Annotated in this window: 11 protein-coding genes; 9 read left to right on the top strand and 2 right to left on the bottom strand. The window is 43.5% G+C overall.

Translation table 11 applies throughout. The annotated features are described in order from the left end of the window. Positions 1-18 precede the first annotated feature (18 nt). Together CHA01nite_RS18845 and CHA01nite_RS18840 are read right to left on the bottom strand one after the other, a co-directional pair. Entirely contained in the window at positions 19-744 is a 726-nt protein-coding gene (locus tag CHA01nite_RS18845) for a lysophospholipid acyltransferase family protein (RefSeq protein ID WP_228458460.1), read from the bottom strand. A gap of 3 nt (positions 745-747) precedes the next feature. After that, the gene (locus tag CHA01nite_RS18840; RefSeq protein WP_146944264.1) at positions 748-1,206 is read right to left on the bottom strand and encodes a GtrA family protein; all 459 of its coding nucleotides are present in this window, start codon (positions 1,204-1,206) and stop codon (positions 748-750) included. A 231-nt stretch (positions 1,207-1,437) separates the two neighbouring features. Here CHA01nite_RS18840 and CHA01nite_RS18835 point away from each other — a divergent pair, with 231 nt between their 5' ends. The 9 genes from CHA01nite_RS18835 to CHA01nite_RS18800 all read left to right on the top strand — a co-directional run bounded on the left by CHA01nite_RS18835 (position 1,438) and on the right by CHA01nite_RS18800 (position 15,371). After that, the gene (locus CHA01nite_RS18835; protein WP_146944262.1) at positions 1,438-1,701 is read left to right on the top strand and encodes a hypothetical protein; all 264 of its coding nucleotides are present in this window, start codon (positions 1,438-1,440) and stop codon (positions 1,699-1,701) included. Positions 1,702-1,869: 168 nt separating this feature from the next. Next, entirely contained in the window at positions 1,870-2,919 is a 1,050-nt protein-coding gene (locus CHA01nite_RS18830; RefSeq protein ID WP_146944260.1) for a serine hydrolase domain-containing protein, read from the top strand. Positions 2,920-3,073: 154 nt separating this feature from the next. Next, a complete protein-coding gene (locus CHA01nite_RS18825; RefSeq protein ID WP_146944258.1) occupies positions 3,074-3,925 on the top strand; it encodes a BadF/BadG/BcrA/BcrD ATPase family protein in 852 nt (283 codons plus the stop codon). Positions 3,926-3,947: 22 nt separating this feature from the next. Continuing rightward, entirely contained in the window at positions 3,948-6,242 is a 2,295-nt protein-coding gene (locus CHA01nite_RS18820) for an NADP-dependent malic enzyme (RefSeq protein ID WP_146944256.1), read from the top strand. 228 nt (positions 6,243-6,470) lie between these two features. Then, positions 6,471-6,602 (top strand): hypothetical protein, encoded by a 132-nt coding sequence (locus CHA01nite_RS20980; protein WP_262712156.1) that lies wholly within the window; start codon positions 6,471-6,473, stop codon positions 6,600-6,602. A 236-nt stretch (positions 6,603-6,838) separates the two neighbouring features. Continuing rightward, on the top strand, positions 6,839-7,423 hold the full coding sequence (gene ruvA / locus CHA01nite_RS18815) for a Holliday junction branch migration protein RuvA (RefSeq protein WP_146944254.1): 585 nt from the start codon (positions 6,839-6,841) through the stop codon (positions 7,421-7,423). A 7-nt stretch (positions 7,424-7,430) separates the two neighbouring features. Beyond that, positions 7,431-14,525, top strand: a complete 7,095-nt coding sequence (sov, locus tag CHA01nite_RS18810) for a T9SS outer membrane translocon Sov/SprA (protein ID WP_174771840.1) — start codon at positions 7,431-7,433, stop codon at positions 14,523-14,525. 110 nt (positions 14,526-14,635) lie between these two features. After that, positions 14,636-15,013 (top strand): glycine cleavage system protein GcvH, encoded by a 378-nt coding sequence (gene gcvH / locus CHA01nite_RS18805; protein WP_146944252.1) that lies wholly within the window; start codon positions 14,636-14,638, stop codon positions 15,011-15,013. Between the two features lie 25 nt (positions 15,014-15,038). After that, positions 15,039-15,371, top strand: coding sequence for a VanZ family protein (locus CHA01nite_RS18800; protein ID WP_146944250.1), 333 nt, complete (start codon positions 15,039-15,041; stop codon positions 15,369-15,371). Positions 15,372-15,854 lie beyond the last annotated feature (483 nt).

Genomic DNA, 15,854 nt, shown 5'->3' with positions numbered 1-15,854 from the left:
AAATATATATTATTTCTATTAATTATGGTGTTGAAGCAAAGTTTTTTTTATTGTCTCAAATGAAGACAATTTGAGTTCTTTAGGCGATTCCGAAGGAGGAAGGATTCCGTTGAAATAAACCCGGACTTTACCGGGATATCCCTTTCCCTTATCAAACGGGAACATTTCCTTTAGCCCGATAAACGTAAAGATGACGATCGGTGATTGATGCTTCGAAGAAAGAGTGAAGGCGCCGTCTTTAAATTCATCCAGGATAACAGAAGTATCATCCGGGACACCGCCTTCGGGAAAAATCACGATGCTGTTGCCTTCTTCCATCTTTTCGGCGCATCTCCTGTATACATCCGCGCGGCTTCTGGCACTTTTCCGGTCCACCATGACACAGATCCTTTTATAGATGGTCCCGAAAATCGGAATTTTTACCAACTCTTTCTTACCGACGAAGCAGATGGGGTGATCGCAAAGAATACACATCAACATAATATCCATGATCGAGGTATGGTTGGAAATGAAAACATACTGCTGCTTTTTATCCAGTTTCTGCCGGGAAAGCTTAATAAGCTCATACCGGAGGCCCATCCCGTAAAACATGCAGTAGCTCCAGCAACGTATAAACAGATAGGCATATTTATAATGTTTTTTGCTGAATGATAGAATGTAAACCGGAATTCCGAAAAGAATGGTAAACACAAATGCCAAGATCATCATCCATATCCTCCACAGGTAATTTAAAATCTTTGTCACTGCTTATCCGTTAAAAATTACTTTTTTCTTTACTGAATAGTTCAGGACCGATACCAGCAGGATTGCCGCAATCTTACTGGTCACTTCCGGACTTAAGGTATAAATGATAAGATCGATATTATCCTTAAATATATAACGGTAAAAAACCTGGAAAAAAGTGAGGCTCAACAGAGTTGAAATAAAAGAGACCAGCATAAAATAGGCGAATTCCTTTCTTTTTGAATGTTTCCCCCTTTCGAATACGAACCAGATGCTCAGGAAGTAATTGCTGATGATCCCGCAGCTCGTTGAGAAAATATTGCTCAGCGGATAATGGATTCCATGAAAATTGGTTTCCCGCGGAAAAAAGTGAGGCAGCGAAGTGCTGAAGAACTTAAAGCTTCCGATTTCCACAACGGCACTCAGCCCTCCTGCAATGATGAAGAACAAAACCTGTTTCTGGCGTAGTATTAAATCTCTCATCCGTTTTTTATGATATGCAAATGTATAACTATATGTTAAACACTTAAAAAAAGATGTTAAATATTTTTTTTGATTCAAAATTATTTCTAAATTTAGTTTTCGAAAAGATGCAAGCCTGACCTGATAATAAATTCATTTTCAACTGTTTATGTTGATGGTTTTTTCTTATCTTGTAATGTGATTATAATCATACCACCAAAAAATTTTAACGGCCACCCTAATAATATTTGTATGAAACGTCAAAACAAATACAGAAAATTCCAGCTTCAGCAGCAGAATATTGAAGCTTTGGAAAGAGAAAATACCCGCTTTAAGCGCGTTTACTCCGAATACGAAAATATGTCCAACGAACTCTGGAACCTTGAAAGTTCCGGCAGCGAACCGGTACCCGATGATTTTATCAATGCCATGATCCTTCAGACTTCCTATCTGGAAGAAGAGATCGAAGACTGGCTGATCCAGTTTAACAGCAATCAGACAGAGGTAAGACAATGATGAGGCATTTTATAACGTATAACTGAAAAGAGAACCGGACTGAAGTTTTGGTTCTTTTTTTATTTAAAATATAAAATTCAAATAAAGGTGTTACCCTTTTTTTATCATAAATAGATAAGCATCCTGTAACAATCTCCAAAACATTCTTACTCATCCCATAAACTTCTCATGAGCAAAAACCTCTTATTTCTACTTTTCGCTTATAGCTCTATCTTCTGTTCAGCACAGAGCAACCGGAAGGCCATCGACAAAATCGTGCAGGAAGAACTGAAAGCGTTTCCCGAGGTCGGTTTGGTGATTGGAATTTCCAAAGGTTCAAAAACGGAATATTATACGTACGGAACCCGGAGCAAAGATTCGAAAACAAAAATGGACAGCCTGACGGTTTTTGAAATCGGTTCTGCGACCAAGACGTTTACTTCTTTGTTACTGGCTCAGGAAATCGCAAAAGGGAATATGGGGGCTTTCGATTTTATCGATACGTATTTGCCTTCCGGAATTACGCTGAACTGTAAAGTGAGGAAGAAAGTTTTGCTTACTGATCTGGCTACGCATCAGTCCGGATTGCCCAACCTGAGCGGCGATCAATATTTTTCAGACCTCATTCAAAAAGACCCGTCCAATCCATTCAGGTCTGTGGATGAAGACTATCTGTTCCAGGTATTGAAGGAGACTGATTCTTTATCCGGTTACCGGCAGTATCAATACAATAACTATGCGTTCTCCCTTTTAGGCAATATTCTGGAAAGAAAATTAAAGATGGCTTATGAAAAGCTGATTGAAAACCAGATCCTGAAACCTTTGAACATGAATTCCACTTCATTCAATACCTTAAAAATACAAAATCGGGCAGGGCTGTATAATCAGCAGGGCGTTCCCCAGCAGCCGATGGTACTGAACCGGGTGAATCCCGCCGGCGGCCTCACCTCAAATGCCGTTGATCTGATCAGATACGTAAAAGCTTACTTAAAAAATAAAAACTTTGCCGGGCCTAGGAAGGTAGTGGAAAAAACTTATTATGAAGACAATAAACGGAAGCTCGGACTGGGCTGGGAAATCGGAAAGGATTTTCTGGAAAAAGACGGCGATACGTTCGGGAATTCATCCCTCATCAGATATTCCGTAAAGAATCAGATCGGGATGGTAATCCTGTCCAATCATCAGAATGGCAGGCTGGTCAGGAATCTCATGAACAGAATTTATGATGCGGTCAAATAAGTTCTAAATTCAATAAAAATCAAGAGGATATCCGGCATTTAAGCCTAAATAAACAAGCCATGGACTTTGATAAATAATATATATGTCATGTTCATAATCCATCATCTTACAAGATAAATTCATAATTTAGCATCCTTAAACTAAAATGGAAATTATGGTTGCTATTGTTGACAGTGGTTCTACGAAATCGGATTGGGTCATTCTGGATGATTTTAAAAAAGTCTTTCTTAAAACGGAGACCATCGGTTTCAACCCGAATTTCATCAGCAGGGAGCTTATTGTTCCGGAAATCGAGAGCAATACCAGTCTTACAACCGTTAAAAATTCCATTAAGAAAATCTATTTTTACGGTTCCGGGTGTGGCGTCCAGCAAAACTGTGATATCATTATCGAGGAACTAAGCCGTGTATTTACCCATGCGGAAATCATCGTCAGGGAAGACCTTACCGCAGCAGCGTATGCCGCTTACCGTGGAAAACCTGCTATTGTCTGTATTTTGGGAACCGGTTCCAATTCCTGCTATTTCGACGGGCAGGATATCCGGATCCAGCTGCCTTCGCTCGGTTTTCTCGTAGGAGACGAAGGAAGCGGAAGTGCGATCGGGAAACAGCTGGTGCGCAGGTTCTTTATGCAGAAGCTTCCTCAGGATCTTTCCGTTGAATTTGAAAAAACGTATAACCTGACGGTAGAAGAGGCTTTAAAAAACATGTACCATACGACCAGGCCCAATGCGTATCTAGCCGATTTCAACAAGTTTGTGGTAGAAAGAAAAGATCATCCCTACTTTCAGAAAATGGTTTTTGAGGAAATGCTGAACTTTTTCGATTACCAGGTGCTTCCTTATAAAGAATCGAATCATGCTGAGGTCAACTTCATAGGTTCCATTGCTTATTATTACGAAGATATCTTACGTTCTGCCGCGGCAGAGCTTCACCTGGAAGTAGGGCAGATCGTTCAGAAGCCGATTGAAAGCCTGGTCGGTTACCACATCCAATATATACTCTAATTTAAATAACAAAATTCATTATATGTCAAACAAAACCCACCGCGACGAAAAAAACTTTAATCAGGCCGCGCTAGATTATCATAAAGCAGAGCCTAAAGGAAAGATCGAAGTGATCCCTTCAAAACCGCACTCATCTCAGCGAGATTTGTCATTGGCTTATTCGCCGGGGGTTGCAGTTCCTTGTATGGAAATCCATGAGAAACCTGAAACCGTGTATGATTATACCGGCAAAGGGAATCTGGTCGCTGTAATTTCCAACGGTACGGCAGTTCTTGGATTGGGCGATATCGGGGCGGAAGCTTCGAAGCCCGTGATGGAAGGGAAAGGTCTTTTGTTCAAAATTTTTGCCGATATCAACGTATTCGATATCGAAATCAATGAAAAAGATCCTGATAAATTTATCGATATTGTAAAAGGAATAGCTCCGACTTTCGGAGGGATCAACCTGGAAGATATTAAGGCGCCTGAGGCTTTCTATATAGAACAAAGGCTGAAAGAAGAGCTGGATATTCCGTTGATGCACGATGACCAGCACGGGACGGCGATCATCTCGGCGGCAGCCCTGATCAATTCCCTGAAAATTGCCAATAAAAAAATCGAAGAGGTAAAAATGGTGGTCAACGGAGCAGGAGCTGCTGCCATTGCCTGTACCAACCTGTATATTTCTTTAGGATTAAAAAGAGAAAATGTCCTGATGTGTGACAGTAAAGGCGTCATCAATCATAAAAGGGAAAACCTTACTCCGGAAAAGGTGGATTTCGTTGTTGAAACGGATATTGATACCCTTGAAGATGCTGTAAAAGGGTCCGATGTTTTTGTAGGATTATCCAAAGGAAATGTGATGACGCCGGAAATGCTTCTTGGCATGAACGAAAACCCGATCGTATTTGCTTTGGCCAACCCGGATCCGGAAATTGCCTATAATGTAGCTCTGGAAACCCGTAAAGACGTGATCATGGCTACCGGAAGAAGCGATTATCCGAACCAGGTGAACAATGTTCTCGGATTTCCGTATATTTTCCGTGGCGCATTGGATGTTCAGGCAAGAGGGATTAATGAAGCCATGAAGCTGGCTGCCGTTCATGCGATTGCCGATCTGGCCAAAGAACCGGTTCCTGAAGCGGTAATCTTAGCCTATAACGTTCAGAACCTGCAGTTCGGAAGGGAATATTTCATTCCGAAGCCTTTTGACAACCGGCTGATTACCAAAGTTTCGAGTGCTGTAGCCAAAGCAGCCATCGAAAGCGGAATTGCCAGAAAAACCATTACCGATTTCGAAGAATACGAAAACAGCCTGCTCGACAGGATGGGAAGGGACGAAAAGCTGGTACGAATGATGCAGAACCGCGCCAAAGCCAATCCGAAAAGAATTACTCTGGGAAATGCCGAAGAATACAATGTGCTGAAAGCCGCCCAGATTCTATATGAAGAAGGAATTGCTTTTCCAAGCCTGTTAGGAAATAAAAAATACGTCAAAGAGCAGATGGAGCGTTTCGGAATCAATATCGATGTTCCGATTATCGATCCCAGTGACGACGACCAGAAGGAAAACCGTAAAAAATACAGGGAAACCCTTTGGAAACTTCGCCAGCGGAAAGGGATGAATGAATACAAGGCTAAAAGATTCGTTCGTCAGAGGGATTACTTCGGGCCTTTGATGCTGAAACACGGCGATACCGACGGACTGATCATCGGGTTCTCCAAAAACTATGTTTCTACATTAAGACCGGTGTTGGAAATTATTGAAAAAGATAAAGGGGTGGATAAAATAGCGGCCATGATGATGATCCTGTCTGAAAAGAAGCCGATCTTCTTTGCCGATACGTCCATCAACCAGAATCCTACCTCCGAAGACCTGGTGAACATTGCTAAAATGGCGGAGTTTACAGTAAAATCTTTTGCCATTGAACCGAGAATCGCCATGCTTGGGTTCGAAAACTTCGCGGCGATTTCCGAAACTTCAAAAAAGGTAGCCAAAGCCGTAAGCATCCTTCATGAGAAATATCCGAAAATGATCGTGGACGGAGAGATCCAGCCGGATTTTGCCATGAATGCAGACCACCTGAGCGATTATCCTTTCTCAAAACTGGGGACTACGCCTGCCAACACCTTCATCTTCCCGAATCTTGAAAGTGCCAACCTTTCCTATAAAATCATCCGGGGAATGAAAACCGCACAGGTGATCGGCCCGATCCTGATGGGACTGAAGCAGCCGGTACACGTTTTACAGATGCGTTCCAGCGTAGATGAGATTGTGAACCTGGCCACGATAGCCGTTCTGGATGCTCAGAGAAGAGAGAAAAAAGATAAGAAATAATACTAATTTTTTCATTAGAATAAAAAGCAGTACCCGGATTGGAGGTGCTGCTTTTTTTATAATCATTAGGAACGGTAGATTCTCAGTTTTTAAATCTTTGGAAATGCCTTTGAATAAGGGATTTTATGATTTTAGTTAAAATTATAATTTTTTTTTGAAGTGGATTTTGAGGAAGATATTTTCATATAGCAGGAAAACATATACTCCAGGAGAGTAAAAATTTTTAGTATGAAAAATATGAAAAAACTTTCAGGGGAGAATTTAAGACAAATCGCAGGAGGCGGACCTGGAGGAAAGCTATTGCAATCCCTGATGGAGGGTATTGTTCATTTGCCATCGCAGGCCAGTTATGTCTTGTAGTCTGTATACCGACCTGTGTAAACGGCGTCTGTAATATAAGCAGGTGCCTGGATACAAATCCGGTATAGGTTTGTATTAAGTCTTCAGGAAAAAATAAACATGTCCGTTCGGGCAGGTTTTATATTTTTACAAATTCATTGAATAATCAATCAAAAATTAAGTTAAAAATCATTCGCGGTTGAAATGAAAACATTAGTTAGTTTAATTTGCTATATTTGGGTGCATAAAAATTAATAATGATATTTTCACTACAAGGCATTGTTCAGGAACTTACGCCTACCTACGCAGTGATCAATGTTCAGGGCGTTGGTTACTATGTAGGTATCAGCCTCATGACCTCACAGACCCTCACTGTAAACAAAGAAACCGTACTTTTTATCCAGCAGATTATCCGGGAAGATGCCCATTTGCTGTTCGGATTCAAAACCCGTTCGGAGAAAGAAATGTTCAATCTGCTGATAAGTGTCAACGGAGTTGGTGTCGTATCTGCCCTGATTTTACTTTCTACACTGAGCCTGGAGGAGATTGCTTCGGCCATTCTTTCAAAGAACAGTGCATTGATCCAGAAAGCCAAAGGAATCGGTGCGAAAACTGCTGAGAGAATTATCGTTGATCTCAAGGATAAAGTCCAGAAATTCAGTAATCCGGATGAAAACATTTCAACCATCGCGAATAATAAAGTGAAGGAAGAATCGTTATCTGCATTAGAAGTTTTGGGCATCCCGAAACGGATGAGCGAGAAGCTTGCGGATAGAATCATAAAACAAGATCCTGACATTTCGGTCGAAGCGTTGGTAAAACAAATCTTAAAAAACATTTAAACATTTGGTGGCAAATTATAAATACCTCAACCTATTTCTGTTCCTGTCATTTTTGCTGGTCTCGGTAAGCACCTTTGCCCAGCGGCGTCCTGCGGCGCAGGCCCGGGATACGGCAATCATCAAGAAAGATTATGAACTGGCGGATCCTACGCAGTATGAAGCCTATTACGATATAAAAACAGGGATGTATTTCGTATATCCCAAAGTAGGAAATACAATAACCGGACCACCCACGGCCATGTCTCCCGAAGACTACAAGGAGTTCATGATGGAGGCCCAGACCAAAGCCTACTACAAAGAAAAATCCGACCGCTACAGCCTGATGTTCCGGAAAGACAAAAGCGATGCCGCCAGAAAAGGGCTGATTCCTTCGCTGCGGATCAACAACCGGCTTTTTGAAACCATTTTTGGAAGCAACAAGATTGAAATCATTCCTTCCGGATATGCCTCTTTCGATTTTGCCGGACTGTACCAGAAAATAGACAACCCGCTGATCCTGCCTCAGAACAGGACCAGCTTCACTTTTGATATCGACCAGAGAATTCAGCTGGGCTTGTTGGGGAAAGTGGGAGAAAACCTTCAGTTGAAAGCCAATTACGATACCCAGAGCGGTTTTGCCTTTGAGAACAGGATGAACCTTGTCTGGCAGTCGAAAGGAAGCTGGAAAGACCTTCAGCAGAAAGGGCTGAATGATGTGGATAAACCCAATGCAGGTGGCGAAGACAAAATCATCAAAAGAGTAGAATTCGGGAATGTAAATATGCCGCTGTCAACCAGTTTGATACGCGGTTCTCAGTCGTTATTCGGGGTGAAAACCGAATTCCAGTTGGGAAAAACCTACGGAACCGTTGTCCTTTCCCAACAACAGGGAGAAGCGAGAAATATTACCGTTCAGGGCGGAGGGGTCATGAATACCTTTAAGCTGAATGCCATCGATTACGAAGATAACCAGCACTACTTTTTGGGGCATTATTTCCTGAATAACTATGATAACGCTTTGCTGAATTATCCTCAGATCAATTCCAAGATCAGCATTACCCGGATGGAAGTTTGGGTGCTGGATCAGGGAAACAGCAATTTACAGTATCAGAAAAGTATCATCGGGGTCAGGGATTTAGGGGATGCACCGGGCGTATTGCCTAACAATGACCAGCCCGGTTTCGGACTTTATTCTGCCGTGAATGCCCTTCCGGGATTACGGGATGCCAGTACCACATACAATGCGATTAAAGGAGCAACCCTTCCGGCCATTTCTGCTGGTGCCATCGGAACGGCTACTTATCAGGATGGAGAGAATTTTATCTTCAATAAAAAGGCAAGACGGTTAAATACCAACGAATATATTCTGCAGCCACAATTAGGGTATATCTCATTAAACCAGAAATTAAATGACAACCAGCTTCTGGCGGTCTCATTCTCCTATACGGTAAACGGAAGCAACCAGGTGTACAAGGTAGGGGAGTTCTCCGAAGAAAGTACCGTATTGATGGCCAAATTGCTGAAGCCGAATACCACGGTGAAGACTTCTTCCCCGATGTGGGACCTGATGATGAAAAACATCTACTCACTGGATGCGGGTCAGGTGACCCAGGACGGATTTATCCTGAACGTCTTATACCGGGATCCGCAGTCCGGAGGTAAGGTTAATTATCTTCCGGTAGCCAATAATCCGCAGGTAAACAATGTTCCGTTAATCAAATTGCTGAACTGGGACCGTTTGAATGCCAACGGTGACCTACAGAACAACGGCGGAACAACAGGAGACGGGATTTTTGACTTCGTTAACGGGATTACCATCCGGCCTGAAACCGGAAGGGTGATCTTTACCAAGGTACAGCCGTTCGGAAGCTATATCCAGAATGTTCTGGGAACCAATGATCCGCAGTATGTATTCTCGGATCTTTATACCCAGCAGAAACAGGTAGCGACCTCAGGCAACCTGGCCCAGCGGTATACCATCGAAGGCCGTTACAAAGGAACACAGGGCCAGGGAATTTCCTTAGGGGCCGTGAACGTTCCGCAGGGATCCGTAAAAGTTTCGGCAAACGGGGTTCAGCTGACGGAAGGAATCGACTATACGGTAGACTATATGCTGGGAACGGTGACGATCATCAACGAGCAGGTGAAACAGTCCGGCCAGGCGATCAATATTTCACTCGAAAACCAGCTGACGTTTAATACCCAGCGTAAGAGATTCCTGGGATTAAACCTGGAAAGAAGATTCAACGAAAACTTTATTTTAGGCGGAACGGTAGTCAACTATTCCGAATCGCCGCTTACCCAGAAGGTAAACTATGGGCAGGAAGCCGTGAACAATACCATGGCCGGAATCAACCTGATGTACAACAATCAGCTGCCGTTCCTGACCAGGTTAACCGATAAAATCCCTTTGGTGAATACCGAAGCCCCTTCCAACCTGAATTTTAAGATGGAAACGGCTTATCTGCTTCCGGGATTGAACAAAGGAACAAATGACCAATCCTATATTGACGATTTTGAACAGACCACTTCAAAAATTACCTTGAAAGAACCTACGGCATGGAGCCTGGCTTCAAAACCGGAAAAGAACCAGGACGATCCGCTGTTTACGGGAGCCGGTAAGAATAACGACCGCTCGGAAGGGTACGGAAGAGGTTTGTTGTCATGGTATAACATCGATCCGAGATTCTGGGGCGTCGGCGGAAAGGCACCGAACGGCATCACGCCGCAGTCGGTTTCCAACCACGCATCCAGAAGGGTACAGTTTTCCGAGATCTTCAACAACAGGGATTTCGTGGCGGGTGAGCAGACCTTTACCAATACCTTTGATATCTCATATTATCCGGCAGAAAAAGGACCTTATAATTCAAACCCTTCACCGGAAACGACCGCACAGCGTTGGTCGGGAATCATGAGGCCGATTTCGGTATCCAACTTCGTCAATTCCAATATCGAATATGTGGAGTTCTGGATGATGGACCCGTATGCCGACGGAAATACTTTAGGAACCGCCCCGAAAATGTTATTGCAGTTGGGGAACGTTTCCGAAGATGTTCTGAAAGACGGGCAGATGCAGTACGAAAACGGATTGCCGACGCCTTCCGCGCCTTCTGTAACCACAAATTCAAACTGGGGGACCCAGCCTAAGCAGCCGCCGATCCTGTACGCTTTCTCAAGCGAAGGAGCCGACAGGACCGCGCAGGATTTAGGGTACGACGGATTAAGCTCCGACCAGGAATCTGCTTTATTCGGAAATACCTTCGTTAACCCCGTGACCAATATCAATGACCCGGCGGTAGATGATTTCGTATTCTATATGTCCGATAAATTTACAGGGAACCAGGCTTCGTCTCTTGTTCAGCGGTACAAATACTTCAGAGGGCCGGAAGGGAACTCCCAGAGCAACTCCCTGGAAGTGGCTTCCCAGACTCCCGATGCGGAAGATATCAACAAAGACTATAACCTGGATCAGACCGAAAGCTACAACCAGTATGAGGTAAACTTAGATCAGGGAAGCCTGGCATTAGGACAGAATAACATCGTGGACGTAAAAACCGTTCAGGCTACCTTCCAGAACGGGCAGACTTCGCAGGTAAAATGGTATCTCTTCAGAATTCCGGTTTCACAGTATGTAACCACGGCAGGAGATCATGATGCTTCGATCCTGAACAATGTCCGTTTTGCCAGATTGTTATTAAAAGGTTTCGACCAGACCTCAACGTTAAGATTCGGAACCATGGACCTTGTACGTTCGGACTGGAGAAAGTATCCTAAAAATATTGCCGCTACAGGAACTACCGGAGCTACTGATGAAGGGACATCTACTGCGGATAATACCAACTTTGAGGTAGGAAGCGTAAATATTGAAGAAAATGCACTGAATAAGCCGCCTTATGTATTGCCTCCGGGAATCGACAGACAGGTATTGAGTGGAAATGCGGGTGCCCAAAGGCAGAATGAAGCCTCACTTTATCTGAAAGCTACCTCGCTTATTGCTTCCGAAGCACGGGGGGTATTTAAAAATACTTCTCTGGACATGAGAAGATACAAAAAACTGAAACTTTTTGTACATGCCCAGGATCCTACAAACAGAGTATTCGGTTTTAATAAAGAAACCAAATTCTTTATCCGTTTCGGTAGCGACGCGACAGATAACTACTACGAATATGAATCTTCATTGGTCATCACCCCATCTACGGCTATCAACCCAATGGAAATCTGGCCAATGGAAAATGATGTGGACCTGAATATCCAGGATTTCGTGGATGCCAAAATCAGAAGAGATAAAAAATACCCGACGGAGATTATAAAAAGGCTAAAAGATGAGGTTTTTGATCCGGGGAATACTTTTAAAAGCATTTATATTAAAGGTCGTCCGAGCTTAGGAAACATTACCACCATCATGATCGGGGTAAGAAACGGAAATGAAAAAGGGACTAATCTTTCCATGGACCGTATCCTGTGGGTCAACGAAATCCGCCTTTCCGAAATCGAGAATGACGGCGGATATGCCGGGAATGCCAGCCTGAACTTTAACCTGGGCGATTTTGCCACGGTAAACACCAGTGCCTCCTATACTTCGGTAGGTTTCGGAAATATCGATTCCAAACCGGCGGAAAGGACACAGTCTACCCAATCGGCTTTCAGCATCAATACCGCTGTGAATGTAGATAAATTCCTTCCGGCGAAGAGCGGGGTTAAAATTCCGGTAAACTATTCTTATGCCCAGACCATCGAAGATCCGAAGTACAACCCTCTGGATACCGATGTGGAGTTTAAGAAAGCGGCTAATAAAGAGCAGCTGAAAAAAGTAGCCAGAACCTACACCCAGCAGAGGAGCCTCGGGGTAGTAAACATGCATAAGGAAAGGATGAACCCGAACAGGAAACCGAAGTTTTACGATATCGAAAACGTATCGGTAACGGCGGTGTACAACGACGATTATTTCAGGGATATTTATACCAAGAAAAATTACAGGCAGTACCTGAGAGGATATATCGATTACAACTATACCTTCAAGCCTTGGGTAATCCGTCCGTTCAATAAAATGATCAGCGATACGGCGAAATCTACAAAATACCTGAGGTGGGTAAAAGAGTTCAATTTAAATCCGGTTCCGACAAGGTTCTCTTTCAGAACGGAAGTAGACCGGAATTACAATGAACTTGAATTCAGGAATATCGATGCCATCTTAAACGGAAATTACGGAGACGACTTCGGGGCGATCCGCAACAGGAACTTCTATTTCGGCTGGCAGTACGGATTAGGCTTTAATTTCACCAAATCCCTGAAACTGGAAATCAATTCCGCAACAAGAACACTCAATGATAACATTGATGTAAATACCATGGACAATACGGCTATTTTCGGAAATGTGTTCAGGGCCGGAAGACCGGTCTTATATAACCACCGGGTTCAGCTGAATTATAAACTGCCGTTTCAGTATCTGCCGTATCTGGATTTTATCGATGCGGAACTGGGATACGGATTTACGTATAACTGGAATGCCAGATCTACAGTGCTCCTGTCGAGCCCGGATGGAAGTTTGGGTTCAATTGGCCAGAATACCAATGTAATCCAGGCCACGGCCACGGCAGATTTCACGAGGTTCTTCGGCCAGTTCAAATATTTCAAAAACATTTCTGCAAAACTTCAGAAACGTAAGCAGGAAGTTGATTCATTGAACAATGCCTATACGCAGCAATGGGAGAAAAACCGGTATGCTTACAAAAAATATAAGTTTAAAAACAGACTGAGCCCGCTTCAGAGCCTGGCTTATCTGTTGACTTCCATGAAGCAGCTGGATATTAATTATTCCGAAAACAACGGAACGGTACTTCCTGGATTATTATCCGCACCGAACTGGTACGGGTACGGGCAAACCTTAGGAGGACCAACCATCGGATTCCTTCTGGGGTCACAGGCCGATATCAGAAGAACCGTAATGGAAAACGGATGGGTCAGCGGTTCGGAATTCATGACGGATCCTTACGTACGGATGTCGACCCGGGAACTCCGGGCCAACCTTCAGATCATGCCGATGAATGACCTGAGGATTGATGTCATTGCCCTGCACAATTACAACAGGAACTTTACCCATACCGGCTTTAATTACAGGGATCCGGTAACAGGCGTACCGAATCCGAACTATACGTTTGCCAATGATTTCGTGACGTATTCCAACTCTGTGGTGTTACTGAATACGGCATTCAAAGACGGAGCAGCGATTTACCAGGCCATCAGGCAGAATGCAAGAACGCTTTCCCAGCAGATGCCGGGAGCTCTGCAGCCGGACGGATTTAAAGACGGTTACGGAATTTCAAATGCTTATATCCTGATCCCTGCATTCAGGGCAGCCGTAGAAGGAAAGACGCCGAAAGCAATGGGCAATCCGAGAAAAGCAGGGCTTCCGATTCCGAACTGGAAAATTACCTATTCCGGATTGAGGAATGTTCCGATCATCAACGGACAGTTCTCGAAATTTGACCTTCTGCACTCCTATCAGGCCACTTACACGGCTACGGGAATCCAGTCGAGCATTGATTATTTCAACAGCCTGAATGCGTATGACGCTACAAAGAGGGACATTAATGACGATTACATCAATCCGTTTACTTTCGCTCAGGTAGGTTACGTGGAGAATTTCTCGCCGCTGATCGGGGTGGATATGACGATGAGGAACAACATTCAGTTCGGACTTCAGTACAACAGGTTGCGTACTTTATTGTTAGGATTGGTAAACCATACCCTAACCGAGGATTCAAACAGCGAATATGTGGTTAGGATCGGGTACATCATCAGGAATTTCAGGCTGGGGATGACGAATGTCGGCGGAAGAGGAAAGGCCAAAGGAAGCGACCTGAATATTCGCGGAGATTTCTCCCTCAGAGACAGCAGGACCAGCATCACCAACATCCTGCTGGATGATTCGCAGATAACGGGAGGACAGCGATTGATGAACATCAAGGTTTCTGCAGATTACAACGTCTCTGAAAACCTTAACCTCAGAGTATTCTATGAGCAGATGACTTCCAAGTATAAGATCTCAACCGCATTCCCGCTGTCAACGATCAGAGCCGGAATTTCCGCAACGTTTACCTTCGGGAATTCGGGAACATTCTAATTAGAACGAAAATAAATTTAAAGGTCCTTCAAATTTTGAAGGACTTTTTTATATCCGATATTTGAAGCTTCTGTAATTTTGAATACATTTGTAGAAATAAAAAATTAGAAATGAACACACCATCAGAATTAAAGTACACCAAAGATCACGAATGGATCAGAATCGAAGGTAACGTCGCTACCATCGGTATTACAGACTTCGCTCAGGGCGAGCTTGGCGATATCGTTTATGTAGATGTAGATACTGTAGATGATGAACTTGAAGGCGGTGCCGTTTTCGGAAGTGTAGAAGCTGTAAAAACGGTTTCGGATTTATTCTTGCCAATCTCAGGAAAAGTAATCGAGTTCAATGCCGAACTGGAAGACCAGCCTGAATTATTAAATACGGATCCGTATGGCAACGGATGGATCATTAAATTGGAAGTTGCTGAAGGTGTAGATCAGTCAGAATTACTTTCTGCCGAAGCATACCAGGAAGTAATTGGATAATATTTCAAAAATATTCAGTAAGATATTGCCCATTTATTGGGCATTTCTTACGTATATGCTCCTGAGACCGGGAGAAGAAAATCATGAATATTGGTTCATGTTCAACGGGATTGATAAAGTCCTGCATTTAAGTATATTTGCGGCATTGGGCTTTTGCCTGATCGCAGCCTTTCCCAAAATCAGATTTTCCCATTTCATTCAGATCATCATGATCTACGCTTTCCTCACCGAGATCCTGCAGGAAGAAATGGGCCTCGGCAGATCTATGGAAACACTGGATGTTGTGGCCGATGCCATCGGCTGTATAGTTGGATATTATACCTATAAGCTTTTGATCAAACGTTTTTTTAACCAGTGATGGACTGATAAGTTGTCCACCTCAGAGAATTCCCGTTTTCAAATTAAAATTTCCCTGGTCTCTACAACCTTTTCCCCGATTGAAATATTTCCCGGGCAACTTTAATGATTGGATCACTTGTCCTACGGTTTCATTCTCTCTCGTTCTGACCTCCATTATCCGGACTCACTTTAAAGAAAACTGATAAAGCCCAAACCTCCCAACAAATAAATTCCCACATTTTACAACGCTCATACCCTCCAACACTCCTGCTTTCAAATCCTTCAGCATCCTTACTTTTTCCGGGAGCTTGATCCGGCTATCCACTGTATCTTTTTTGTTTTACAGCTTTCGGATTGATCATCAGCATCAGTGAAAAAACAAAAAAGGATGCCGTTCCTATCCGGGCTAGGGCGGTAGTCTTACTTAAAAAACCCTCCGACTTTAAAACCCTCCGACCCTCCGACACTCCAACACTCTAACCCTCCGACACTAAAAACCGGA

The sequence above is a fragment of the Chryseobacterium hagamense genome, assembly GCF_007991455.1.
Lineage (GTDB): Bacteria > Bacteroidota > Bacteroidia > Flavobacteriales > Weeksellaceae > Chryseobacterium > Chryseobacterium hagamense.
The sequence above is the reverse complement of the archived record's forward strand: the minus strand, read 5'-3'. Positions and strand labels throughout refer to the sequence as shown.